We start from the raw sequence: 24,219 nt of genomic DNA, 5'->3' as shown, positions 1-24,219 counted from the left end.
GCGGCGGGTGCGACGACCGCGGCCCGGGTGCGACCGTCGGCGAACCGCCACCGGGGCCGCGGGGGTCAGGACGGCAGCAGCACCAGCACCGCCGCCCCCGGTGCGCCGGCCTCGCCCAGCAGGTAGGCCGTGCGCTCGACACCGCCCAGGCGTACCCGGGGCCGCCCGAACGCGCCGACCCCGCGGCACTCCCACAGCGGGGCCCGCTCCGGGGCCTCGGCGTGCAGGACGTCGCGGACCCCGCGGGTGCCCGGGGCGGCCGGGTCGAGGTCGGAGGCCATCCGGAACCTGCGGTGCAGTGCGGTGAGCAGCTCGTCGGGGTCGGGGCCGATCCGGGCACGGGCCGCGGGGTCGGCGGCCAGCTGCCACAGCACGTGCCGGCGTCCCGGGTGCCCGTCGGCCGGGCGGCCGATCGCGGCCTCCCAGGCGTCGTTCACCGCGACGACGCCGAGCTGGGCGTCGAGCAGCGCCGCCGGGTCACCGGGCCAGCTCGTGAGCACCGGCAGCAGCTCCTCGGGCGCCGTCGCCGCCGGGGCCGCGCCGTCGCGGGACAGCCGGACCAGGTGTGCGACCCCGGGGGCGTCGATGCCGAGCACCCCGCCGACGGCGGCGAGCACCTCGTCCGAGGCGGTCACCCGGCCCTGTTCGAGCCACGTGTACCAGGTGAGACCGACCCCGGCGAGCGCCGCGACCTCCTCGCGGCGCAGCCCCGGCGTGCGGCGCCGGCCGCGGTCGGGCAGACCGACCGCGGCCGGCGCGACGCGCTCACGGTAGGAGCGCAGGCAGGCGCCGAGTTCCCGGCGGCGGTCGGTCGTCGTCGTGGGCCGCACACGCGCCGACGCCGATCCTGTCACCACGGGTACCCCCATCGGTTCGCTCCTGGTCCGGTCCCGGCCGCCGGCGGACGGTGGACCCCATGATCGGTATCGGTGTCAACCTCGCGGCCGGGCTCGATGATCCCCCACCCGCGAACCTGGTCGAGGAGATCGTGGCGCGGGCGCGGGTGGTGGCCGCCGCCGGGCTGCGCACGGTGTGGCTGCCCCAGGGGTACGGGGCCGACACGCTCACCCTGTACGCCGCCGTCGCCCGCGAGGTCCCCGACGTCGAGCTGGGCGCGTCGGTCGTCGTGGTGCAGCCGCGGCACCCGCGGGTGCTGGCCGCGCAGGCGCTGACCGTGCAGGCGGCGTCCGGTGGGCGGCTCACGCTCGGTCTCGGGGTGAGCCACCCGGGATTGCTGGAGGTGTACGGCATGCCGTTCACGCGGCCGGTGGCCGCGCTGACCGACCACCTCGACGTGCTCGCCCCGCTGCTGCGCGGCGAACGGGTCCCCGGCTCGTCCGGTCCCGGGTCGGACCCGGCGGACACGGCGGTGCCCGGCGCCACGCCCGAGGTCCCGCTGCTGCTCGGTGCGCTGGGCCCGCGGATGCTGCGGCTGGCGGGTGAGCGGACCACGGGCACCATCACCTTCCTCACCGGGCCGCGGACGATCTCCGAGCACGTCCGGCCGCTGCTCGACGCGGCGGCCGCCGGACGGCCGTCGCCGCGGGTGGTCGTCGGGGTGCCGGTGTCGGCGACGACCGCACCGGACCGGGTGCGGGCAGCGGCCGCGGTCGACTACGCGGACTACGCCCGGCTGCCGTCCTACGCCGGGGTGCTGGAACGGGAGGGGCTGGGCTCCCCGGGCGGGCTCGTCGTCGCCGGGGACGAGGACACGATCGCGGCCGGGATCGCCCGCTACGCCGACGCCGGCGCCACCGACCTGCTGGTCAGCCCGCTGGGCGACGCCGCCGAGCGGGCCCGCACCGTGGCCGTACTCGGCCGGATCGCGCGGTCCTGAGCAGTACCGCGCCCGGGCGGTGGCCGTACGCCGGCTGCCCGGTGGCACCGTGGCGCGCGCTCCCTCGCCCGCCGAGATGCGGCCCAGCGGGCGCACGGGGTCACTCCGCGCCCCTTGAGCTGCATCTCGGCGTCGTCCCGGGTCCGCCGGGACGCGACGGGCGTGCCGCGTCCCGGCGGACGGGGATCAGGCGACGCGCGGTCGGCGGCGCAGCGCCGTGCGGGCCGCCGCGAGCTGCTGGGCCACCTCGGCGGTGATCAGCTCGGCGTGCAGGGCGTCGTTGACGGGGTCGCCGCCGCCACGCAGCGCGCGGTGGCGCCGCACGAGGGCGTCGAGCCCGTCGAGCAGCTGGGTACCCGGATCGGTGGTGGGCAGGGTCGGAACGCTCATGGGATGTCTCCTGGTGACGTGGCTGTCGGGGTCGATCGGTCGGGTCGATCGGCCGCGACGACACAGCGTCGAGGAGATCCGCACGTAGTCGATGTGACGCCGCCGGGACAGGACGGTGCGGGTCACGACACCACCCCCGCCCGTCTACCGGCGATCGCAGCGAGCAGCTCTGCGGTGTACTCGTCCTGCGGGTCGTCGAACAGCTCCGCGGTGGGCCGCAGCTCGCGGAGCCGTCCGTCGCGCAGGACGCCGGTACGGTGCGCGACCCGCCGCACCACGGCGAGGTCGTGCGAGATGAACAGGTAGGACAGGCCGTCGCGCTGCTGCAGCTCGGCGAGCAGCTCCAGCACCTGGGCCTGCACCGAGACGTCGAGCGCGGACACCGGCTCGTCGGCGACGACGAGGTCCGGCGAGAGCGCGAGCGCGCGGGCGATCGCGACCCGCTGGCGCTGTCCCCCGGACAGCTCCTCGGGCCGCCGGTCGAGCACCCCGGCCGGCAGCGCGACCCGGTCGACGAGCTCCGCGGCCCGGTCGGCCTGCTCGGCGGCCGACCCGACGGAGAACGCCCGCAGCGGCTCGGTGACGATCTCGCGGACGGCGAACCGGGGGGTCCAACGAGGCGTAGGGGTTCTGGTAGATCAGCTGGGCGCGGCGGCGCAGCTGACGCCACGCCTCGCCGCGGACGCGGGTGACGTCCTCGCCGTCGAGGAGCACCTGCCCGGAGGTGGGGTCCTCCAGGCGCAGTAGCAGCCGCGCCGTCGTCGACTTGCCCGAGCCGGACTCCCCGACCAGCGCGACGGTCTCGCCGCGGGCGATCGTGAACGACACCCCGTCCACGGCGCGGTGGGTGCGCCGCGTCCAGGACCCTCGCGCCCGCGGCAGCGGGAACTCCTTGACCAGGTCGCGGACCTCGGCGACCGGGGTCCCCGCCGTGTCGACGGGCGGCAGCACCGGCGGGGCGGTGATCGCGAGACCGGGGGCGGCGGCGAGCAGCTCCCGGGTGTAGGGGTCCTGCGCCCCGGCGAGCAGCTCGGCCGGGGTGCCCTGCTCGACGACCCGACCGTGCCGCATCACGACGATCCGGTCGGCCCGGTCGGTGGCGACGGCGAGGTCGTGGGTGATCAGCAGCAGCGCGGTGCCCCGCTCGCGGCGCAGCGCGTCGAGGTGGTCGAGGATCCGGCGGGCGACGGTCGCGTCCAACGCGCTGGTCGGCTCGTCGGCGACGACCAGCGAGGGTCCGGCGGCGAGGGCGATCGCGATGAGCACCCGCTGGCGCATCCCGCCGGACAGCTGGTGGGGGTACTGCCCGGCGCGGGTCCCCGGATCGTCGAGACCGGCCGCGGCCAGCAGCTCGACGGCGCGGGCCGCGGCCGTGCGGCGGTCGGCGAGCCCGTGGGCGCGCAGGCCCTCGGCGACCTGCACACCGACCTTCTGCACGGGGTTCAGCGCGACGCCCGGGTCCTGCGGGATGAACCCGATCCGGGCTCCGCGCACCGACCGGTAGGCGCGCTCGGACAGCCCGGTGAGGACGGTGCCGTCGAGTGCGACCGTGCCCGCGGTGACCGACCCTGCGGCGGGCAGCAGCCCGAGCACCGCGGAGGCCAGGGTGGTCTTGCCCGACCCGGACTCCCCGACGACGGCGACGACCTCCCCGGGCGCGACGGTCAGGTCGACGCCGCGCACGGCGTGCACCGTCCCGCCACCGGCGGCGTAGGCGACCTCCAGACCCGTCACCTCCAGCAGGGCGCTCATGCCGACCGCCTCCACTCGCCGTCCAGGGCCCGGGCGATCCGGTTGACCGACAGCACGGTCGCGGCGATGACGAGGCCCGGCATCGCGCACACCCACCAGGCGACGGCCAGGTAGTTCCGGCCGTCGGCGACCAGCGAGCCCCACTCCGAGGCCGGTGGCGGGGCGCCGTAGCCGAGGAAGCTCAGCGCGGACACCGCGAGGATCGCCAGCCCGAACTCCAGCACGGCGAGCACGGCGACCGGTCAGGCCGCGTTGGGCAGGACGTGGCGCCACAGCGAGACGTACCAGCGGGTGCCGACGGCGCGGGCGGCCTCGACGTAGAGGGCGCGGCGCACCCGCAGGGTCTCGGCACGCATCACCCGGGCGAAGCTCCCGACGCTCGCCACGCCGACCGCGATCGCCACCTTCACCGTGCCGAAGCCGAGCGCGGTGATGAGCGCGAGCGACAGCAGGATCGCCGGGATGGCGAGCAGCACGTCGACGCCGCGCATGAGGACCTCGTCGACCCAGCCACCGGCGAACCCGGCGACCAGCCCGATCAGCCCGCCCGCGAGGAGCGCGACGGCGACCGCGATCACCGTGGCCTGCAGCGACAGCGAGGCGCCGTGCACGACGCGGGTCCACACGTCGCGGCCGAGGTGGTCGGTGCCGAACCAGTGGCCCGGTCCGGGCGGGGACAGCCGGCGTGCGGTGTCGCCGACGGCGGGGTCGCCGGGGGCGAGCAGCGACGGCACGAACGCCGCGGTCAGCACCAGCAGCACGATCGCCGCGGCGAGCACGAGCCCGGGCCGGGCCCGCAGGAGGCGGCCGAGCCGGGCCGCCGGGCGGCGCGGGGCCGGAACCGGCTCCGCGCCGGGCGCGGGAGCCGGGGTGGCCAGGTCGCGGTCGAGCAGGGTCATCGGGAGCTCCCGGAGGCGACGGCGACCCGCGGGTCGAGCAGCGGGTAGGCCAGGTCGACGAGCAGGTTGACCACGACGAACGCGAGTGCCGCGAACAACACGATGCCCTGGACGACGGGGATGTCCTGCGCCCCGACCGAGGCGACGGTGAGCCGGCCCAGGCCGGGTCGGGTGAACACCGTCTCGACGACGACGGACCCGGCGAGCACGTTGCCGACGACGTAGCCGAGGACGGTGAGGGCGGGGATCGCGGCGTTGCCCAGCGCGTGGCGCAGGTGCACCGCGGCCTCGCCGACGCCCTTGGCGCGGGCGGTGGTGACGTAGGGCGAGTCCAGTGCCTGGCCGAGGCTCTTGGCCAGCACCTGGGCGACGAGCGCGCCGGTCGGGAGCCCGAGGGTGACCGCGGGCAGCACCAGCGACTCCGGACCGCGGTCGCCGACCGACGGCAGCCAGCCGAGGGAGAACGAGAACAGCTGCACCAGCATCAGCCCGACCCAGAACACCGGCAGCGACACCGCCAGCGACGGCAGCGACGCCAGCACCTGCCGCAGCCACGGCGACCGGACCCAGGTCGCCGCGACGGCGACCGCGGTGCCCGCGACGACCGCCACGACCAGCCCGGCCGCGGCGATCTGCAGGGTCGGCGGGAGCGCCTCGGCGACGGCGGTCCGCACGTCCTGCCCGCTGACGAAGGAGGTCCCGAGGTCGCCGTGCAGCGCGGCCCACAGCTTGGTCACGTACTGCACCGGCAGCGGCTGGTCCAGGCCGTAGCGGGCGCGCAGGGCGGCGAGCTCGGCCGGGGAGACCGGCTCGCCGTCCGACGCCGACGCCATGGTCGCGACCGGGTCACCGGGCAGCAGGTACAGCACGACGAAGCTGACCGTCCACGCCGCCCACAGCACGACGGCGGCGAGCCCGAGGCGGCGCAGCAGGTAGGGAAGGGTCATCGCGCGTCGGACTTCCAGGCGTCGTGGAGCTGGATGCGCGAGGACGCGTCGAACGCGACCCCGTGCGCGTCCGGGCCGACGCCGAGCACCGTGGTGAGCTCGACGACGGGCGCGGTGTCGAAGCGCTGCGCGAGCAGCGCCTGCGCCTGCCCGACGAGTGCCGCGCGCCGCGCGGGGTCCACCGTCGCGGCCTGGGCCAGCAGCGGTGCCTGCAGCGGCCCGTCGGGCAACCGGTACCGGTTGACTCCGTCGGTGCCGTAGGTCGACCGCAGGATGTCCGGGTCGGCCCGGGTCAGGTTGCCCCACGCGGCGACGAAGTCACCGCCGTCGAGGACGGCCTGGGTCTCGGCGATCTGGACCTCGCGCAGCGCCACGTCGATCCCGATCCGGCGCAGCTGCTGCTGGATCAGCTCCAGCGCGGGCTTGGTCGCGCCGATGTTCTGCGCGAAGGTCAGCGGCACGGTCAGCCGCTGCCCGCCCTTGGCGCGGATGCCGTCCGGACCGGGCACCCAGCCGGCGCGGTCGAGGGCGGCGGTCGCGGCGGCCGGGTCGTAGCCGACGAGCGCGGACTGGTCGGCGTAGGACGGCGTCGTCGACGACAGCGGGCTCGTCGCCGCGCGGGTCTGGCTCGGGTACACCGCGGCGACGACCTCGTTGCGGTCGATGCCCCGGCTCACCGCCTCCCGGACGGCGGCGTCGGCACCCAGCGGCGTGCCCTGGTTGAACGTGATCCCGAACGGCAGGCCGGGGTTCGGCCGGGCCGGGAGCTGCACGCCCGCCGCGGTGAGCGGGGCCTCGTCCTGCTGGCCGACGCTGGCGATCGCGTCGACCTCGCCGGACTGCACGCTGCCCGCCCGCACCCCGGACTCGGGGACGACGCGGAACTCGGCCCGGTCGAGCCAGGCCTCGCCGGGGTGGGTGAACAGCTGCGAGCCCCAGTCGTAGCCGGCCCGCTTGGCGAGCACGGTGACGTCGTTCTTGGCGTAGCGCTCGAGGGTGAACGGCCCGGAGCCGACGACGCCCGCGCAGCGCTCGTCGTCGGAGCGGGCGGCGCTGGCCGGGGAGAGCAGGCCGAGGCTGTGGGTGGAGGTGCCCTGCAGGAACTGCACGTTGGGCCGGGAGAACCGGACGGTGAACTCGGTCGGGCTCGCGACGTCGGTGCCGACGTACCCGGCCAGGTAGCCCTTGGGCAGGCTGCCGCGGGCGCCGAGCGAGCCGACCCGGTCGAAGTTGGCCTTGACCGCGGCCGCGTCGACCGGGGCGCCGTCGGAGAAGGTCGCGCCCTGGCGCAGCGTGAAGGTCCAGGCGGTGGCGTCGGCGTTCGACGACCAGCGGGTCGCCAGCCACGGCACGATCGCCCCGGTGGACGGGTCCTGGTCGGTGAGCGAGTCGACGATCTGGCGCAGCGAGTAGATCGAGTCGTTGCTCTGCACCTGCTGCGGGTCGGCGCAGCCCTGGTCCGAGGACACCGCGAACACCAGGGTGCCGCCGGGACGGGGCGGCCCGGCATCGTCACCGGCGCCACCGGCGCCCGATCCGCAGGCCGTGAGGACCAGCGCGGTGGCGGCGAGCAGCACCGCGCAGCGGCCGGCGGTCACGCCCCGCCCGGACCCGAACCGGCGGCTCACGCCGTCACAGCCGGGGTGTGGCGCTCGCCGAACCGCGACGGGTGCGCGAGACCGAGGTTCTCCCGCAGCGTCGCGCCCGGGGTGTAGTCGGTCCGGAACACCCCGCGCTCCTGCAGGATCGGCACCACCCGGTCGACGATCTCGTCGAGGCCGGACGGGCTGACGTGGGAGCCGAGGATGAACCCGTCGGAGGCGTCGTTCTGGACGTAGCGGTCGATCTCGTCGGCCACGTGCTCGGGGGTCCCGACGAACACGGCGCGGTCGAACACGTGCTTGACCGTCTCGCGCAGCGAGTACCCGTGGGCATCGGCGAGCTCGCGCCAGGCGGCGACCGTGGCGTGCGCGTCCTGGGTCAGCGGGGCCCGGCCCTCGATCCACTTCGGGGCCTCGGGGGTGGGCTCGACGTCGGGCAGCGGCCCGTCCGGGTCGTAGCCGGACAGGTCGCGGTTCCAGACCATCTCGGCCAGCACGATCGAGGTCCACGGGTCGACCTGCTGGTCGTGGATGTACTCGTGACGCTCGCGGGCCTCGGCGTCGGTGTCGCCGAGCACGACGCCGGCGCTGGGCAGGATCCGCACCTCGTCGGGGTCGCGGCCGGCCTTGCGGACCCGGGCCTTGACGTCGTCGTAGAAGGCGCGGGCCTCGTCGAACTTCTGGTACCGGGAGAAGATCGCGTCGGCGGACGCGGCGGCGAAGTCGCGACCGGCCGGGGACTCGCCGGCCTGCAGCACGACGGGGTGGCCCTGCGGGCTGCGCGGGGTGGTGAAGCGCCCGGCGATGTCGAACTGGTTGCCCGAGACCGCGAAGTCGCCGACGTGGCCGTCGCGCAGGAAGGTGCCCGACGCGGGGTCGGCGACGACGGCGTCGGAACCCCAGGAGTCCCAGAGCGCCCGGACCGCGGCGAGGGTCTCCCCGGCACGCTCGTAGCGCTGGTGGTGGCCGAGGTAGGCGCCGCGGCGGAAGTTCTCGCCGGTGGGGGCGTCGGAGCTGGTGACGACGTTCCACGCCGCGCGCCCGCCGGAGAGGATGTCCAGCGTCGCGAACCTGCGGGCCAGCTCGTAGGGCTCGTTGAAGGTGGAGTTGATCGTCCCGGCCAGACCGATGTGCTCGGTGACCGCGGCCAGCGCGGCGAGCACGGTGAAGGTGTCCGGGCGTCCGACGACGTCCTGGTCGAAGATCTCCCCGCCGCGGGTGCGCAGCCGCAGGCCCTCGGCGAGGAAGAGCAGGTCGAGGCGCCCGCGCTCGGCGGTGCGCGCCCAGTGCTCGAACGACTCCCAGGCGATGTGGCTGCCCGAGGCCGGGTCGCTCCAGACGGTGTCGTGGTTGACGCCCGGGAAGTAGGCGCCGAGCACGATCTGCTTCCTGTTGCTCATGCGGTGGCTCCGGAGAAGGTCGGGACGACGGCGGACCCGGCCCCGGCGGCGTAGCGGCTGGCGGGCCTGGGCAGCCCGAAGCGCTCGCGCAGGGTGGTCTCGCCGTAGGCGGTGCGGAACGCGCCGCGGGACTGCAGCTCGGGGACCAGGCCGTCGACGACGGCGTCGAGGTCGGTCGGCAGGACGGCCGGGCGCAGCCGGTAACCGTCGAGCCCGGCGCGGCGCCAGGACAGCAGGGTGTCGGCGAGCCCGGCGGGGGTGGTGGCGAGGATCGCGGCGTCGGAGGAGAGCGGGTCGAGTGCGTCGAGCCGGGCGAGCCGCTCGCGGGCGGCGCGCTGGGTGTCGGCGAGCACCACGACCACGTCGCCGAGGATGCGCAGCGGCGGTGCGGTGCGGCCCGCCGCGGCCTCGGCGGAGCGGACCTGGGCGACGATGCGGGCGGCGTCGTCGGCGTCGTGCGGGGTGGTGGCCACGACGTCGCCGACCCGGGCGGCGAGCAACGCCGGCTCGTAGCCGTGGGCCAGTGACAGGACCAGCGGCTGGCCCTGCGGCGGACGCGGCACGATCGAGGGGCCGGCGACGCCGAAGTGCTCCCCGGCGAAGTCGACCCGGTGCAGCTTGTCGCGGTCGACGAAGCGCCCGGTGAGCGCGTCGCGGATCTCGGCGTCGTCCTCCCAGGAGTCCCACAGCCGGCGCACGACCTCGACGACGTCGGCGGCCTCCCCGAACAGCTCGGCGACCAGCGCGCGGCCGGCCGGGGTGTCGAGGTCGGCGCGGCGCAGCCCGGGGACGGTGCGGCGCCCGAAGTGGGCGGCCTCGTCGGCGCGGACCGAGGTCTGCACCCGCCAGCCGGCACGGCCGTGGCTGTCGTGGTCGAGGGTGGCCAGCGCGGACGCGACGTGGAACGGCTCGGTGTGGGTGGTGGTGACGGTCGGGACCAGCCCGATCCGCGACGTCAGCGGGGCGAGGAAGGCGGCGACCAGCGAGGCGTCGAGGCGTCCCTGGACCCGGTCGGTGCGGCGCTGTGCCCCGTGGAGGTGGTCCCCGGACTGCAGGCCGAACCCGTCCTCGATCGTGAGCAGGTCGAGCAGCCCGCGCTCGGCGGTGCGGGCGAGGTCGGCCCAGTAGCGCGCGGTGAACAGCTCGCCGGGCCGGGCGCCGGGCTCGCGCCAGGCGGCGGGGTGCCAGCCGGCGCCGTCGAGCGCGACGGCCAGGTGCAGCGGCCGGCCTGAGGTGTCCGTTGTGGACATGAGGGCATCGCTTCCTCGTCGCACGGGGCGCGACGGAACGGGTGGGACGTCACGGGGGGGGGCGGACGCCACCGCCGACGGGGCGCCGGCGGGCGACGCGCAGCGCGGGACGGGGCGGTGTCAGGCCCGACAGGTCGCGCCGGCCACCCGCATCAGGTCGACGTGGCGCCGGTACCGAGGGTGGTGCGCGCCGCGCACCTGCTCCGCGATCGACCGCATGATCTCCTCCATCGAACCCGGCTGGAGCACCCGCACCCGCTGCTGCGGGGGGTTGCTGCGGCGTCGTCGAGCCGGGTCTCTCGGCCGCTCCGGATGGTGTGCACCCCGACTGTAGGGAGCCCGTGCCCGATGGTGTCAACCCGCGGAGCCGGCCCAGTGATGCCCGCCGCACCGAAGCTCCCGACCGGCGGAATCGGGACGCCTAACCGGCTCGACCTGTCCGGACAAGCCGGTCGCTTTCCTGGGGGGTGGACACCAGGTTGTCCGGAGAGGTGACCACGACGCACCCTGGTCGGGTGACGACGAGCCGACGGAGGCCCTCGCGCCCCCACCGGTTCGCAGGGGGTGCGACCGAGCCCTCCCCCCCACCAGCCGGCCCGAGCCGCACGGCGCGCGGTGCCAGTGCGTCCGACCGGCCTCGAGCCGTTCTGGCCGAGCCGGCGCGCCCCCGCCTACAGCGAGCTCTGTCGCTGACCGAGCCGTACCGGTCCCCGCTCTTCCGCGGACGGTAACGCCACACGTCCGGCGTCCGACGCATCAGCCGGAACAGGGATCGCCCGCCGGACACCGGTCCGGCCCGCCACCCGTCCCGCATCCCGGCACGCCGTCCCGGCCGGCCGGACCCGGCGCGCCGTGGTCGTCCCGACCGCCCGCCGCCCACCACGGAAGGACCCCGTCCCGCGATGTCCCCGCACGTCCTGCGCCCCGGCTCCCGGGTGCGCACCGCCGCCGTCCTGCTCGCGCTGCTGACCGCGCTCGGACTCATGGCCGGCTGCTCCCGCGCCGCCGAGAGCACCACCGCCGCAGGTGCCACCTCCCCCGCCGCCGAGGTCCGCGTCGGCTACTTCCCGAACATCACCCACGCCCCCGCGCTGGTCGGGGTGAAGCAGGGCCTGTTCGCCAAGGAGCTGGGCAGCACGAAGCTCACCACCCAGACCTTCAACGCCGGCCCGGACCAGGTCAACGCCCTGCTCGGCGGCTCGATCGACGTCGCGTTCATCGGCTCCGGCCCGGCGATCAACGCCTTCACCAAGTCGAACGGCGAGGCGGTGCGTCTGGTCGCCGGCTCCACCTCGGCCGGGGCCCAGCTGGTGACCAGCCCGGACATCACCTCGCCCGAGCAGCTCAAGGGCAAGATCATCGCGACGCCGCAGCTGGGCAACACCCAGGACATCGCCTTCAAGACCTGGCTCAAGGAGAACAACCTCCCGATCGGGGACGGCCCGGACGCGGTGACCGTCCAGAACATCGACAACCCGCAGACCCTCGACCTGTTCAAGCAGGGCAAGCTCGCCGGCGGGTGGCTGCCCGAGCCGTGGAGCTCGCGCCTGGTCGACGCCGGCGCGAAGGTGCTGGTCGACGAGAAGGCCCTGTGGCCGGACGGGAAGTTCCCGACCACCGTCGTCATCGCCCGGACCGAGTTCCTGCAGCAGCACCCCCAGACCGTCGAGGCGATCCTGCGCGGCGAGCAGGCCGCCATCTCCTTCATCCGCAGCGACCCGGCGCAGGCCAAGACCGTGTCCAACGCCGCGATCGGCGAGATCACCGGCAAGCCCCTGGCCGCGAACATCCTCGACCGCGCCTTCACCGAGCTGTCCTTCGACACCGACCCGCTCGCCTCGACCTTCCCGCAGCTGGCGAAGGACTCCGTCACCGCCGGCATCGCGCAGAGCGAGGCGAACCTGACCGGTTTCCTCGACCCGACCGCGATCGACGCGGTCCGCACCAGCTCCGGGGAGGCCGCCGTGGACCCGGCCGGTCTCGCCGCCGCGAACTGACCATCCCGACCGACGAGGGGAACCACCGATGACCGTCGACCTCACCACCCGGCGCCCCCCGGCCCGCGACACGGCCGTGGAGCTGTCGGGGGTCGCCAAGACCTTCGGCACCGGCCCCGGGGCGGTGACCGCGCTCAACGGGATCGACCTGCGGGTCGGCGACGGCGAGTTCGTCTGCGTGCTCGGTGCCTCCGGCTGCGGCAAGTCGACGCTGCTCAACCTGCTCGCCGGGCTCGACGAGCCGACCGCGGGCGAGGTCGCGGTGGGGTCCGCCCGACCGTCGTTCATGTTCCAGGAGGCCGCGCTCATGCCGTGGCTGACCGCGCTGCGCAACGTCGAGCTGCCGCTCAAGCTCGCCGGGCACGGCCGGGCGGCCCGGCGTGAGCGGGCCGAGGAGCTGCTCACCCTGGTCCGGCTGGAGGGCGTGGGCGGGAAGCGGCCGCACGAGCTGTCCGGTGGCATGCGCCAGCGCGTGTCGCTGGCCCGGGCGCTCGCCGCCGCGACCGGACTCGGCGACGAGCCCGGCACCGGCGGGCTGCTGCTGATGGACGAGCCGTTCGCCGCACTCGACGCGATCACCCGAGACGTGCTGCAGGGCGAGCTCCTGCGGGTCTGGCGGGCCACCGGCACGACGATCGTGTTCGTCACCCACGACGTGCGCGAGGCGGTCCGGCTGGCCGAGCGGGTCGTGCTGCTGTCCTCGCGTCCCGGCACCGTGGTCCGCGAATGGTCGGTGCCCGCCGACGGACACGACGCCGAGGCCCAGGCCGAGCTGCACGACGACATCACCGGACGACTGCGGCAGGTGATCACCAGCCATGCCGCGTGAGGACTCCTCGATGACGGTCGTCGACAACGACCGGGACTCCGCCGCCGCGGTCGCCGGGCTCGACGCCCTCGACACCCCGGTCGAGCGCACCACCCCGTGGTGGCAGCGGTTCCTGCGGACCTGGCTGCCACCGCTGGTCGCGCTCGCCCTGATCGTCCTGGTCTGGCAGATCGTCTGGGCCTCGGCGATCACGCCGGAGTACAAGCTGCCCGCACCGGGCGCGGTGGCCGAGGCGTTCGGCGCGACGGTCGCCAGCGGCGAGATCTGGTCGATCCTGTGGACCTCGATCAGCCGGGCCGCGCTCGGCTTCCTGCTCGCCCTGGTGATCGCCACCCCGCTCGGCGTCCTGGTCGCCAAGGTGCCGGTGATCCGGTCGGCGATCGGCCCGCTGCTCACCGGCCTGCAGTCGCTGCCGTCGGTGGCCTGGGTGCCGGCCGCGGTGCTCTGGTTCGGGCTGACCAACACCACGATCTTCTTCGTGGTGCTGCTCGGCTCGGTCCCCTCGATCGCCAACGGCCTGGTGGCGGGGATCGACCAGGTGCCGCCGATCCTGCCGCGAGCGGGCCAGGTGCTGGGCGCCACCGGCTACCAGATGGCCCGCTACGTGCTGCTCCCCGCGGCGCTGCCCGGCTACCTCGCGGGCTGCAAGCAGGGCTGGGCGTTCTCCTGGCGCTCGCTGATGGCCGCGGAGATCATCGCCGCCGGCCCGGCGCTGGGGGTCGGGCTCGGCGCCTACCTGAAGAACGGCGCCGACGTGAACGACATCGTCCAGGTGTTCGCCGCGATCCTGCTGATCCTCATCGTCGGCATCGGGGTGGAGCTGCTGGTCTTCCGCCCCCTGGAGCGACGGGTGCTGCGGGCCCGGGGGCTCGCCCTCACCGTCTGACCCGCCGGTACCCGAGCGGGCCGTCCGGACGTACCCCGTACGGACGGCCCGCTCGTGCCGTGTGCTGCCCAGGTGTCCGGACGGGCGATCAGAACCGTTCCCACCAGCCGAAACGCCGTGACCCCAATCCCAACTCCAGGGGTTGGGTTTCGGACGCGGGCCGGTTACCGTCACCGTATGTCCGTTCCGGTTCCGCTGACCACGCGCGCGCACATCGACCTCGCGCGCGTCGCGTCGGCGCTCTGTCGGTCCTGACACCGCTCCCGCCGCGCCGCGCCGCCGACCGCACCGCCCGGCCGACCGCGGCACCCGACGGTGACCGCGACCGCACCACCGGCGAACCACGACCGCGGTGCCGGCCCGGCACCCGGCCCACCGGAACGGTTCCCGCCGGGGTCCACCTCGTTCCGGGGCGGTGCGGCGGTTCCCCACAGCGCCGCCGCACCGGCCCCACCGAGGCACCGGACCGCCCGGCAGCACTGACCCCACCGGCCGACGCGAGGGCACCGGTCCCGCCGTACCGCCCGACGCGTCGAGCCACGGCGTGCCGGCACCGCCGGCGCCCCACCCGCACCCGACCCGCCCGGCGACGGCCCACCCGCACCACACCGCCACGTCCGTCCGGCACCGACCTCCGCACCGGACCTCCGCGTCCGGCATCCGCATCCGGCATCCGCACCGCCCGAGCCGCACCGGCGACCCGGGCCGGCCGGGCATGCCCTCCGAGCCCCAGGAGCCCCCATGACGACCACCTCCGAACGGGAGCGCACCAGCTCCCCACCCGAGGTCGAGACCCTCCGCACCCGCCACACCCGAGGCCCGGACCGGGTGCCCCGCTGGGTGGTCAAGACCGCCTCCCCGGTCGTGCTCATCGCGCTGTGGCAGGTGCTGTCGAGCACCGGGATCCTCCCCCGCGACGTCCTCGCCTCGCCCGCGACCGTCGCGGTCACCGCCGCCGAGATGTGGGCCGACGGCGCGCTGCAGAGCGCGGTGGCCGTGTCGAGCGTGCGGGTGCTGTCCGGCATCGCGATCGGCCTCGTCGCCGCCGTGCTGCTCGCCACCCTGTCCGGGCTGTTCCGCCGCGGCGAGGACGTGATCGACGCGCCCGTGCAGATGCTGCGCACGGTGCCCGTCATCGGGCTCATCCCGCTGCTGATCATCTGGTTCGGCATCGGCGAGGAACCCAAGATCGCGCTCATCGCGCTCGCCGTGACCTTCCCGCTCTACATGAACCTGTTCGGCGGGATCCGCAACGTCGACGCGACCCTCGTCGAGGCCGCCCGCACCCTGGGGCTCGGCTGGTTCGGCCAGGTCCGCCACGTGATCCTGCCCTCGGCGATGCCCCAGTTCCTGGTCGGTCTGCGCTACGCGCTGGGCACCGCGTGGCTCGCCCTGGTCTTCGGCGAGACGATCAACGCCACCTCCGGGATCGGCTACGAGATGAACACCGCCCGGGAGTTCTTCCAGACCGACGTGATCGTCGTCTGCCTCGCGCTCTACGCGGTGCTCGGGCTGGTCGGCGACCTCGTCGTGCGCACCCTGGAGAGGGGGCTGCTGTCGTGGCGACCGGCGTTCAGCGGACGGTGAGCACCACTGCGCGACCCGTGTCGGTCCGGGGCCTCGGCCGGCACTTCGGTGACCGGGCCGTCCTGACCGACCTCGACCTGGACATCGAGCCCGGTCAGTTCGTGGCGCTGCTCGGGGCCTCGGGCTGCGGCAAGTCCACCCTGCTGCGGATCCTGGCCGACCTCGACAACGACGTCAGCGGCGAGGTCACCGTCGCCCGCCGACGGGCCGTCGGGTTCCAGGCGCCGCGTCTGCTGCCGTGGAAGAAGGTGTGGCGCAACGTCGTGCTCGGCCTGCCAGGGCGCCCCGACCGCGCCCGCGCCGAGGCCGCCCTGACCGAGGTCGGCCTCGCCCACCGCACCGACGTGTGGCCCAAGGTCCTCTCCGGCGGCGAGGCCCAGCGCGCGGCGCTGGCCCGCGCCCTCGTCCGTGACCCGGACCTGCTGCTGCTCGACGAGCCGTTCTCCGCGCTCGACGCGCTCACCCGGATCACCGCCCGCGGGCTCGTCGACGAGCTGTGGCAGCGCCACCGGTGCGCGGTGCTGCTCGTGACCCACGACGTCGAGGAGGCGCTCGTGCTCGCCGACCGCGTCCTGGTGATGGACGGCGGCCGGATCGCGCACGACGCACCGGTGGATCTCCCCCGCCCCCGCGACGTCACCGACCCCGACTTCCAGCGCCTGCGTGCCGACCTGCTCGGCCGCCTCGGCGTGCACCGACCCCAGGAGCGCACATGAGCATCGAGTTCATCGGCATGATCGGGACCCAGGAGGTCTCGGAGATCCTGCCGGCCACCGGCCCGGTCCTCGACCCGGCGCTCGTGCGCCGGTTCGCCGCCGTCCACGAGGAGGCCGGCTTCGACAAGGTCCTCATCGGCCACTCGTCGTCCACCCCGGACGGGCTGCAGGTCGCCGCGTACGCGGCCGCGCACACCGACCGGCTCGGCTTCCTCGTCGCGCACCGGCCCGGCTTCACCGCCCCCACCCTGGCCGCCCGCCAGTACGCGACGCTCGACCACTTCAGCGGCGGTGGCCGGGTCGCGATGCACGTCATCTCCGGGGGCAGCGACACCGACCAGCGCCGCGACGGCGACTGGCTCGGCAAGGACGAGCGCTACGCCCGCACCGACGAGTACCTCTCGGTCGTGCGCCGGGCCTGGACCGAGCGCGAGCCCTTCGACCACGCCGGCGAGCACTACCGGGTCGCCGGGGTCGCCCAGGAGATCCGCCCGCTCGGCCCGATCCCGGTGTACTTCGGCGGGTCCTCCGAGGCCGCGTACCGGGTGGGCGGGCGGCACGCCGACGTCTTCGCACTGTGGGGCGAGCCGCTGGCCGGGACCGCCGAGCAGATCGCCCGGGTGCACGAGGCCGCCCGCGCCGCGGGCCGCACCGAGCCGCCCCGGATCAGCGTGTCGTTCCGCCCGATCCTCGGCGACACCGAGGAGCAGGCCTGGGCCCGCGCGCACGACGTACGGGACCGGATCGTCGCCGCCCGCGGCGGTCACGGCTCGTTCACCGGCACCCGGATGCGCGAGCCGGGGGCGCCGGCCAACGTCGGGTCCCAGCGCCTGCTCGCCGCCGCCGAGGCCGGGGAGCTCCACGACCGCTGCCTGTGGACCGCCACCGCGGCGGCCTCCGGAGCGGCCGGCAACTCCACCGCGCTGGTCGGCACCCCGGACACCGTCGCCGCCGCGCTCGCCGACTACGTCGACATCGGTGTCACCACGCTGCTCATCCGCGGCTACGACCCGATCGACGACGCCCGCCGCTACGGCCGCGAGCTGCTGCCCGCGGTGCGCGCCGAGCTCGCCCGCCGCGGCGCGGCCGCCGGGGTGGGGGTCCCCGCGTGAGCGCACCCGCCACCACCGGCACGGTGTGGACGCCCGAGGGGACCTCGCGGGGCACCGTCGCCGTCCTGACCGGCCGCGGCGAGCACCCCGGCCTCTACGCCCGCCTCGGGCGGCGGCTCGCCGTCGACGGGTGGACCCTCGCCGTGCCCGCTCCCGGTGCCGGGGCCGACGAGGTCACCGCCGCACTGGCCGGCGCGACCGGGGCCCGGGTGCTGCTCGGGTCCGACACCGGCGCGCTGCGCGCCTGGGAGCTGGCCGGGGCCGTCCGCCCGGACGGGCTCGTGCTGGCCGGGCTGCCCACGGGCGCCCCGGGCGAGCCGCCCGCGGACCGGGCCGGGGAGCTCGACGCCCGGACCGCCTGCCCGGTGCACCGCGGGCTCCTCGAGTCCGACCCCGACTTCGCCTGGGGCGCGCTCGCGCAGGTCCCGCCCCCGCCGCCGTCCGACCCGCTGCCCGACGCGGCGGTGCTGTGGCTGCACGGCGACGCCGACCCGGTCGCCCCGGTCGCCGGGATCCGGTCGCTGGCCCGTCCGGGCGACGACGTGGCCGTCGTCGTCGACGGGGTGCACGACGTGCTGAACGACCAGTTCCACCGGATCGTCGCCGCACGGCTCGTGCAGTTCCTCGAACGCCTCGCCAAGGGTGCCCGCTTCGCCGAGGAGGTGGCGCCCGTCGCGGCGGGGCCCGCCCGGTCGCGCCGCGCCGCGCCACTGAACGTCTCCGCGCGGCTCGACCACGCGATGCGCGCACTCGCCGAGCTCGTCGCCGCCGCCGGTGCGACCGTCACCTGCGACGCGATGGCCCGCGCCCGAGGTGTCCCGCTCAACTCCCTGGTCAACGTGATGCTCGCGCTGCGCCGGGCCGGTCTGGTGACCAGCCGTCGTGGCTGCGAGGGCGGCTACCGGCTGGCCCGCCCGGCCGCGGAGATCACCGTCGCCGACGTCGTGCGCGCCACCGAGGGCTCGATCGCCTCGGTCCGCGGGACCGGCCCGGCCGCCCCGCTGTGGGCGGACCTGGAGCGCACCGTCGCCGACTTCCTGACCACCCGCACCCTGACCGCCCTGGAGGGCGATACCCGGTGACCACGCACGCGCACGGGACCGACCCGTTCCACCCCGACCTCGCCCCCACCCCGCCGGACCACGCCCGGGTGCACCTCGTCCGCGGTGCCGACCTGTCCGGCGACACCGCCCAGACCAGCGGCATGTCCCGCCGCGAGGCCGTGAGCGGACGGACCGTCGGCTCCTCGAAGCTCTGGACCGGCGAGACCCACGTCGCCCCCGCCACGAACTCCGGCGACCACCACCACGGCGAGGCCGAGACCTCCATCTACGTCGTCTCCGGCCGACCCCGGTTCGTGTTCCACGACGGCACCGGCGAGGTCGTCCTGCAGACCGAGCCCGGCGACTACGTGTTCGTGCCGCCGTGGGTCCCGCACCGCGAGGAGAACCCCGACCCCGAGGTGCCGGCCGTCGTGGTCATCTCCCGCAGCACGCAGGAGGGGATCGTCGTGAACCTGCCCTCGCTCACCCCGCTCACCGACCCGGAGACCACCCCGTGACCCGCCGTCCGCTGCTCGCCCTGCCCGCCCTGCTCGCCGCGCTCGCGCTGCTGCTCACCGGCTGCTCCGGCGCGGCCGACGACGGCCCGGTCGACCTGTCTCAGGTCACCCTGCGGGTCGGTGACCAGGCCGGCATCCAGCAGGCCCTGCTCAACGCCTCCGGCGCGCTCGACGGCGCGCCGTACCGGGTCGAGTGGGCACAGTTCCCGGCGGCCGCGCCGCTGCTGGAGGCGCTGCGCAGCGAGGCGATCGACGTCGGCGTCGCCGGCGACGCACCCACCCTGACCGCGCTGTCCTCCACCGACCGCATCAAGATCGTCGAGGCGACCCGGTCCCCCAGCCAGGGCGGGCTGGCGCTGCTCGTGCCGAAGGACTCGCCGATCCGGTCGGTCGCCGACCTGCGCGGGAAGACGGTCTCGCCGACCACCCAGGGCAGCATCGGGCACTACCTGCTGCTGCGCGCGCTGGAGGAGGCCGGGGTGCGGCCGGACGAGGTCACCATCTCGTTCCTGCAGCCGGTCGACGCCGCCGCCGCGATGAACTCCGGCGCGATCGACGCCTGGTCGACCTGGGACCCCTACACCGCGGTCGCCCAGCAGGAGTCCGGCGCCCGGGTCCTGCGCGACGCGAAGGGCCTCGGTACCGGGCTGACCTTCCTCGACGCCAACACCGCGGCGCTGGACGACGCCGGCACCCGCGCGGCCCTGACCGACTTCACCGAGCGCTACGGCCGCGCGCTGCAGTGGGCCCGGGAGAACTCCCGGGAGAACGCCGCCATCTACGCGGAGCTGACCAAGCGGCCCGCCGCCGTCGCCGACCTGATGGCGCAGCGGGCGCTGCGCGACACCCAGCCGCTGTCCCCGGAGCTCGTCGCCGAGCTGCAGGGGGTGGCCGACCGCTACTCCGACTACGGCGTGCTGCGCAACCGGGTGGACGTGGCCTCCGCGGTCGAGGACCTGCGCGCCCCCTCCGGCTCCTGACCCGGCCGGACCTGCCCCACCGATCGGTGGGGCGGGTCCGGTCCGTCCTGCCGCGCCACGGCGGGCGCGGCGTGGTTCACGTGCGGTAGTCGGCGGCGAACGGCACGGAGCGGGCGGCGTCGGTGACATCGGCGACGCCGTCGGGCGGGGTCCACAGGCCGCGCTCGCGCAGCACCGGCATGACCCCTTCGCCCATCCACCACGCCTCCTCCAGGTGGGGGTAGCCGGAGAGGACGAACTCGTCGATGCCGGCCTCGTGGTACTCGGCGATCCGATCCGCGACCTCGGTGTGGCTGCCGACGAGCGCGGTCCCCGCACCACCCCGGACCAGGCCGACACCGGCCCACAGGTTCGGGGCGATCGTCAGCTCCTCGACCGAGGTCTTGACCCCGCCGTGCAGCGCGCGCATCCGGCGCTGGCCCTCCGACTCGCTCGCGGCCAGACCCGCCTGCACACCCGCGATGGTCTCGGGGTCGAGCGCGTCGAGGAGCCGGTGCGCCTGCGCCCACGCCTCGTCGGCGGTGTCGCGGGTGATCACGTGCAGCCGGATCCCGAAGCGCACGGTGCGCCCGCGGTCTGCGGCGAGCTTGCGGATCCGTTCGATCTTCTCGTGGACGGCCTCGACCGGTTCGCCCCAGGTCAGGTAGACGTCGGCGTGCTCGGCGGCGACCTGGGCCGCGGCCGGTGAGGAGCCGCCGAAGTAGACCGGCGGGACCGGGTCGGGCAGCCGCGACAGCGACGCCTGCTCGACCCGCACGTGCTCGCCGTCGAGGTCGACGGTCTCGCCGCGCCACAGCCGGGTGACGACCGAGAGGAACTCCCCGGTGCGGGCGTAGCGGGAGTCCTTGTCGAGGAAGTCGCCGTAGGCGCGCTGCTCGCGCGACTCGCCGCCGGTGACGACGTTGAGCAGCAGCCGGCCGCCGGAGTGCCGCTGGAAGGTGGCGGCCTGCTGGGCGGCGAGCGTCGGGGAGATCGACCCGGGCCGGAACGCGACGAGGAACCTCAGGCGCTCGGTGTGGGCCACGAGCATCGCGGTGGTGAGCCACGCGTCCTCGCACCAGGCGCCGGTCGGGGTGAGGGCACCGTCGAACCCGGCCTGCTCCGCGGCACGAGCGACCTGGGTGAGGTAGCCGATCGAGGCGGGGCGGAGGGCGCCGGCGGACCCGGTCGCGTTCCCGTGGCCTCCCCCGACGAGATGGCGGCCGTCGCCCATCGTGGGCAGGAACCAGTGCAGCGTGACTCCCATCCGGCAGACGCAACAGGGCGGAACCGGCCGGCGCAAGTCGGTGGGGACGACGGTCACACCATGCTCCACAGTGGACCGTCCACCCCGCGGGACACCTGTCCGGACGCCTGGGAGCGGGTCTCCCACCAGGCAGGACGCCGGTGATCCGGGTCGCCGACGCCTTGGGAAGCGGAGCCGGTCGCGGCTACCGTGGACCCCGTGACCGGATCGGTGCTGTTGACCACGCGGGGCCATGTCGACCTCGCGCGCGTGGCGTCGGCGCTGTGTCGTCGCCCGCTCCGCCGCCGCTGAGGCCGCGCACCCACAAGCCCGGATCCGCTCCGCGCCCGCCCCACGCGCCCGCCGCACCGGGACCGCCTCCGACGGCCACCTCCGGCCGGCCCGCCTGCCGCAGGGCGGAGCGGACCCGCCCGTGCGACCGGCCCCGCACGGCGGCGACCGTCCGTGCCCCGACCCCGCCACCACCGCGTCACCACCCCGCCACCGTGCCCGGCGCGCCACCGGCCCCACCGGAAGGACCCCCATGACCACGACCTCCCCCGCCCCCACCGGCACCGACGGCCGGGCCGCCTGGACCGACGAGCAGCTCGACACCGTCTTCGCGCCGGTGTTCGCCCGCATCGCCGAGGGCGCGGTCGCCCGTGAGCAGGGCCGCACCCTGGCCCACGACGAGGTGGCCGCGCTGCGCGCGGAGCGCTTCGGCGCCCTGCGGCTGCCCGTGGAGCTCGGCGGCTACGGCGCCACCGTGCGCCAGCAGTTCCGGCTGCTCGTCGACCTCGCCGCCGCTGAGTCGAACCTGCCGCAGGCACTGCGCGTGCACTGGTGGTACGTCGACGACCTGCTGCTGGCCGCCCCGGGCCCGGACCGCGACGCCCGGCTGGCGGCCGTCGCCGAGGGGCGGCTGGTCGGCAACGCCATCACCGAGCCCGGCGTCGGCGCGATCGACCGCTACCGCACCACCCTGACCTCCGACGGCGACGGCTACCGCCTCGACGGCACCAAGTACTACTCGACCGGCAGCCTCTACGCCGACCAGATCCTGGTCGCCGCCGACCTCGACGGGCAGCGCGTGTCCGTGCTCGTCGACGGCGACGCCCAGGGCGTCGTGCAGCACGACGACTGGGACGGCTTCGGGCAGCGCCTCACCGCCAGCGGCACCACCGAGTTCCACGGCGTCGCCGTCCCCCGCGAGCGGGTCCTCGGACCCGGGTACGGCACCGAGGGCCGCGGCTGGGGCACCTCCTACCTGCAGCTCGTCCAGCTCGCCGTGCTCGCCGGGATCGCCCGCCGCGCCACCGACGACGTCAGCGCCTGGGTCCGCGAGCGCACCCGCACCTTCACCCACGCCCCGGCCGACCTGCCCCGCCACGACCCGCTCGTCCAGCAGGTCATCGGGCGGCTGTCGGCGGCCGCCTGGTCCTCGCGTGCCCTGGTGCTGGCCATCGCCGAGCAGCTCGACACGCTGCTCGCCGCGGGCGGGGAGGACCCGGAGCTGCTCGACCGGGTCGAGCTCGACGTCGCCCATGCCCAGGCCACGATCATCCCCGCGGTGCTCGACGCGACCACCCAGCTGTTCGAGGTCGGCGGTGCCTCCGTGACCTCGGAGAAGCTGCGGCTGGACCGGCACTGGCGCAACGCGCGGGTCATCTCGGTGCACAACCCGTTGATCTACAAGCTGCAGTCGGTCGGGGACCACGTGCTCAACGGGACCGACCTGCCCTACGCCTGGAGCGCCGGCAAGCGATGAGCCGCGCGATCGACCCGGCACCGCGCCGCATCCATCTGAACGCCTTCGACATGACGTGCGCCGGGCACCAGTCACCCGGCCTGTGGCGCCACCCGCAGGACCGCTCGCACACCTTCCACGACCTGCGCTACTGGACCGAGCTGGCGCAGCTGCTGGAGCGCGGCGGGTTCACCAGCCTGTTCATCGCCGACGTCGTCGGCCTCTACGACGTCTACCGCGACGGCCCCGAACCGGCGATCCGCGACGGCGTGCAGGTCCCCGTCGGCGACCCGACCCTGGCCGTCTCGGCGATGGCCGCGGTCACCGAGCGGCTCGGCTTCGGGATCACCGTGTCGCTGACCTACGAGAAGCCCTACGCGCTCGCCCGGCGGTTCTCCACCCTGGACCACTACACCCGGGGCCGGGTCGCGTGGAACGTCGTCACCTCCTACCTGGAGTCCGCGGCCCGCAACCTGGGGCTGGAGAAGCAGGTGCCGCACGACCGGCGCTACGACGTCGCCGACGAGTTCATGGAGGTCTGCTACCAGCTGTGGGAGGCGTCCTGGGACGACGACGCGGTGCTGCTCGACCGGGACAAGGGTGTCTACACCGACCCGGCGAAGGTCCGTCCGATCGGCCACCACGGCGAGTTCTTCGACGTGCCGGGCATCGGCCTGACCGAGCCCTCCCCGCAGCGCACGCCGACGATCTTCCAGGCAGGCGCCTCCGCACGCGGCACGACGTTCGCCGCCCGGCACGCCGAGGGCGTCTTCGTCATCTCCCCGACCCCGGAGACACTGGCCCCGCGGGTCGCCGAGCTGCGCAGGCAGACCGCCGAGCAGGGCCGCGACCCCCGTGCGGTGAAGGTCTTCACGATGGTCACCGTGGTCACCGGCGCCACCGACGAGCAGGCCAGCGAGCGCTACGCCGACCTCGCGCAGTACGTGAGCCTGGAAGGTGCCCTCACCCTCTACGGCGGCTGGTCCGGCCTGGACCTGTCCACGATGGACCCCGACGAGCCACTGCGGTTCGCCGAGACCGAGGCCATCCGCAGCGCGGTCGAGCTGTTCACCACGGCCGATCCGACACGGGAGTGGACGCCGCGGGCGATCGCCGAGCACATCGGGATCGGCGGGATGGGCGCCGTCGTCGTGGGCGGGCCGCAGACGGTCGCCGACGAGCTGGAACGCTGGGCCGAGGTCGCCGACGTCGACGGCTTCAACCTCGCCTACGCGGTCACCCCCGGCACCTTCGCCGACGTCGTGGAGCACGTGGTGCCCGAGCTGCGCCGGCGTGGGGTGCTCGCCGAGGCCCCGGAGGGCGCGACCCTGCGCGAGCACCTGCAGGGTGCGGGCCAGGCACGGGTCCGTGCCGACCATCCCGCGGCCGTCCACGCCCGGCGCCGGGGCGCCGCCCCCGCCTGACCCCGGTTCCCGGTCCGGACCCGGCCCCGGCCCCACGGTCCTGCTCCCCACTGCACGAGCGGACCGGTCGTACGGACCC

General features: G+C 75.4%; 20 protein-coding genes, 2 pseudogenes and 1 riboswitch. Of the genes and pseudogenes, 12 read left to right on the top strand and 10 right to left on the bottom strand.

Annotation, left to right across the window (positions count from 1 at the left end; translation table 11 throughout):
* Window positions 1–65: 65 nt before the first annotated feature.
* Window positions 66–869 (bottom strand): helix-turn-helix domain-containing protein, encoded by an 804-nt coding sequence (locus tag Ae505Ps2_RS15170; protein ID WP_083695752.1) that lies wholly within the window; start codon window positions 867–869, stop codon window positions 66–68.
* A 47-nt stretch (window positions 870–916) separates the two neighbouring features.
* On the opposite strand from Ae505Ps2_RS15170, the gene Ae505Ps2_RS15165 reads away from it, so the two are divergent.
* On the top strand, window positions 917–1,837 hold the full coding sequence (locus Ae505Ps2_RS15165) for a TIGR03564 family F420-dependent LLM class oxidoreductase (RefSeq protein WP_043276436.1): 921 nt from the start codon (window positions 917–919) through the stop codon (window positions 1,835–1,837).
* Between the two features lie 186 nt (window positions 1,838–2,023).
* Here the strand turns inward: Ae505Ps2_RS15165 and Ae505Ps2_RS15160 are convergent, their stop codons facing one another.
* From Ae505Ps2_RS15160 to Ae505Ps2_RS34240, 8 genes and pseudogenes are all read right to left on the bottom strand, one after another.
* A complete protein-coding gene (locus tag Ae505Ps2_RS15160; RefSeq protein WP_020622181.1) occupies window positions 2,024–2,227 on the bottom strand; it encodes a hypothetical protein in 204 nt (67 codons plus the stop codon).
* Window positions 2,228–2,349: 122 nt separating this feature from the next.
* Window positions 2,350–3,979, bottom strand: a pseudogene (locus Ae505Ps2_RS15155) (ABC transporter ATP-binding protein).
* Window positions 3,976–4,779: pseudogene (locus Ae505Ps2_RS15150) on the bottom strand (ABC transporter permease). The pseudogenes Ae505Ps2_RS15155 and Ae505Ps2_RS15150 overlap by 4 nt, the downstream one beginning before the upstream one ends.
* Before the next feature lie 95 nt (window positions 4,780–4,874).
* Complete coding sequence (locus Ae505Ps2_RS15145; RefSeq protein ID WP_075307361.1) at window positions 4,875–5,825, bottom strand: ABC transporter permease; 951 nt, start codon at window positions 5,823–5,825, stop codon at window positions 4,875–4,877.
* On the bottom strand, window positions 5,822–7,453 hold the full coding sequence (locus tag Ae505Ps2_RS15140) for an ABC transporter substrate-binding protein (RefSeq protein WP_249265276.1): 1,632 nt from the start codon (window positions 7,451–7,453) through the stop codon (window positions 5,822–5,824). The genes Ae505Ps2_RS15145 and Ae505Ps2_RS15140 overlap by 4 nt, the downstream gene beginning before the upstream one ends.
* A complete protein-coding gene (locus Ae505Ps2_RS15135; protein ID WP_075307363.1) occupies window positions 7,450–8,826 on the bottom strand; it encodes an NtaA/DmoA family FMN-dependent monooxygenase in 1,377 nt (458 codons plus the stop codon). Before Ae505Ps2_RS15135 ends, Ae505Ps2_RS15140 begins: the two co-directional genes overlap by 4 nt.
* The gene (locus Ae505Ps2_RS15130) at window positions 8,823–10,076 is read right to left on the bottom strand and encodes an LLM class flavin-dependent oxidoreductase (protein ID WP_075553723.1); all 1,254 of its coding nucleotides are present in this window, start codon (window positions 10,074–10,076) and stop codon (window positions 8,823–8,825) included. Before Ae505Ps2_RS15130 ends, Ae505Ps2_RS15135 begins: the two co-directional genes overlap by 4 nt.
* Before the next feature lie 120 nt (window positions 10,077–10,196).
* Complete coding sequence (locus Ae505Ps2_RS34240) at window positions 10,197–10,295, bottom strand: putative leader peptide (protein WP_337819522.1); 99 nt, start codon at window positions 10,293–10,295, stop codon at window positions 10,197–10,199.
* 5 nt (window positions 10,296–10,300) lie between these two features.
* A riboswitch (SAM riboswitch) is annotated at window positions 10,301–10,395 on the bottom strand.
* A gap of 583 nt (window positions 10,396–10,978) precedes the next feature.
* On the opposite strand from Ae505Ps2_RS34240, the gene Ae505Ps2_RS15125 reads away from it, so the two are divergent.
* The 9 genes from Ae505Ps2_RS15125 (at window position 10,979) to Ae505Ps2_RS15085 (ending at window position 19,744) form a co-directional block, all read left to right on the top strand.
* Window positions 10,979–12,073, top strand: a complete 1,095-nt coding sequence (locus Ae505Ps2_RS15125; RefSeq protein ID WP_075307367.1) for an ABC transporter substrate-binding protein — start codon at window positions 10,979–10,981, stop codon at window positions 12,071–12,073.
* A gap of 28 nt (window positions 12,074–12,101) precedes the next feature.
* On the top strand, window positions 12,102–12,902 hold the full coding sequence (locus Ae505Ps2_RS15120; protein ID WP_075307369.1) for an ABC transporter ATP-binding protein: 801 nt from the start codon (window positions 12,102–12,104) through the stop codon (window positions 12,900–12,902).
* A gap of 10 nt (window positions 12,903–12,912) precedes the next feature.
* The gene (locus tag Ae505Ps2_RS15115) at window positions 12,913–13,788 is read left to right on the top strand and encodes an ABC transporter permease (protein ID WP_233147604.1); all 876 of its coding nucleotides are present in this window, start codon (window positions 12,913–12,915) and stop codon (window positions 13,786–13,788) included.
* Between the two features lie 741 nt (window positions 13,789–14,529).
* A complete protein-coding gene (locus Ae505Ps2_RS15110; RefSeq protein WP_075307371.1) occupies window positions 14,530–15,375 on the top strand; it encodes an ABC transporter permease in 846 nt (281 codons plus the stop codon).
* Window positions 15,376–15,392: 17 nt separating this feature from the next.
* Complete coding sequence (locus Ae505Ps2_RS15105; RefSeq protein WP_249265275.1) at window positions 15,393–16,091, top strand: ABC transporter ATP-binding protein; 699 nt, start codon at window positions 15,393–15,395, stop codon at window positions 16,089–16,091.
* Window positions 16,088–17,203 carry an LLM class flavin-dependent oxidoreductase gene (locus Ae505Ps2_RS15100; protein ID WP_075307375.1) on the top strand — a complete coding sequence of 372 codons (1,116 nt, stop codon included), beginning with the start codon at window positions 16,088–16,090 and terminating at the stop codon, window positions 17,201–17,203. The genes Ae505Ps2_RS15105 and Ae505Ps2_RS15100 overlap by 4 nt, the downstream gene beginning before the upstream one ends.
* Window positions 17,200–18,285 carry an Rrf2 family transcriptional regulator gene (locus Ae505Ps2_RS33435; RefSeq protein ID WP_075553722.1) on the top strand — a complete coding sequence of 362 codons (1,086 nt, stop codon included), beginning with the start codon at window positions 17,200–17,202 and terminating at the stop codon, window positions 18,283–18,285. The genes Ae505Ps2_RS15100 and Ae505Ps2_RS33435 overlap by 4 nt, the downstream gene beginning before the upstream one ends.
* Window positions 18,286–18,353: 68 nt before the next feature.
* Entirely contained in the window at window positions 18,354–18,764 is a 411-nt protein-coding gene (locus tag Ae505Ps2_RS15090; protein ID WP_075312065.1) for a cupin domain-containing protein, read from the top strand.
* The gene (locus Ae505Ps2_RS15085) at window positions 18,761–19,744 is read left to right on the top strand and encodes an ABC transporter substrate-binding protein (protein ID WP_020623945.1); all 984 of its coding nucleotides are present in this window, start codon (window positions 18,761–18,763) and stop codon (window positions 19,742–19,744) included. The genes Ae505Ps2_RS15090 and Ae505Ps2_RS15085 overlap by 4 nt, the downstream gene beginning before the upstream one ends.
* Window positions 19,745–19,820: 76 nt before the next feature.
* Here Ae505Ps2_RS15085 and Ae505Ps2_RS15080 read toward each other — a convergent pair whose 3' ends face one another.
* Window positions 19,821–20,990 (bottom strand): LLM class flavin-dependent oxidoreductase, encoded by a 1,170-nt coding sequence (locus Ae505Ps2_RS15080; protein ID WP_075333617.1) that lies wholly within the window; start codon window positions 20,988–20,990, stop codon window positions 19,821–19,823.
* Between the two features lie 523 nt (window positions 20,991–21,513).
* Between Ae505Ps2_RS15080 and Ae505Ps2_RS15075 the strand changes: the two genes are divergently transcribed.
* Together Ae505Ps2_RS15075 and Ae505Ps2_RS15070 are read left to right on the top strand one after the other, a co-directional pair.
* Window positions 21,514–22,737 (top strand): acyl-CoA dehydrogenase family protein, encoded by a 1,224-nt coding sequence (locus Ae505Ps2_RS15075; protein WP_075553721.1) that lies wholly within the window; start codon window positions 21,514–21,516, stop codon window positions 22,735–22,737.
* Window positions 22,734–24,140, top strand: coding sequence for an LLM class flavin-dependent oxidoreductase (locus Ae505Ps2_RS15070; RefSeq protein ID WP_075307383.1), 1,407 nt, complete (start codon window positions 22,734–22,736; stop codon window positions 24,138–24,140). The genes Ae505Ps2_RS15075 and Ae505Ps2_RS15070 overlap by 4 nt, the downstream gene beginning before the upstream one ends.
* Window positions 24,141–24,219 lie beyond the last annotated feature (79 nt).

Origin of the sequence: Pseudonocardia sp. Ae505_Ps2, from assembly GCF_001932425.1 — a bacterium.
In the GTDB taxonomy this organism is placed as follows: domain Bacteria; phylum Actinomycetota; class Actinomycetes; order Mycobacteriales; family Pseudonocardiaceae; genus Pseudonocardia.
Note: the sequence above shows the minus strand (reverse complement) of the source record. Positions and strands in the feature narration are given on the sequence as shown.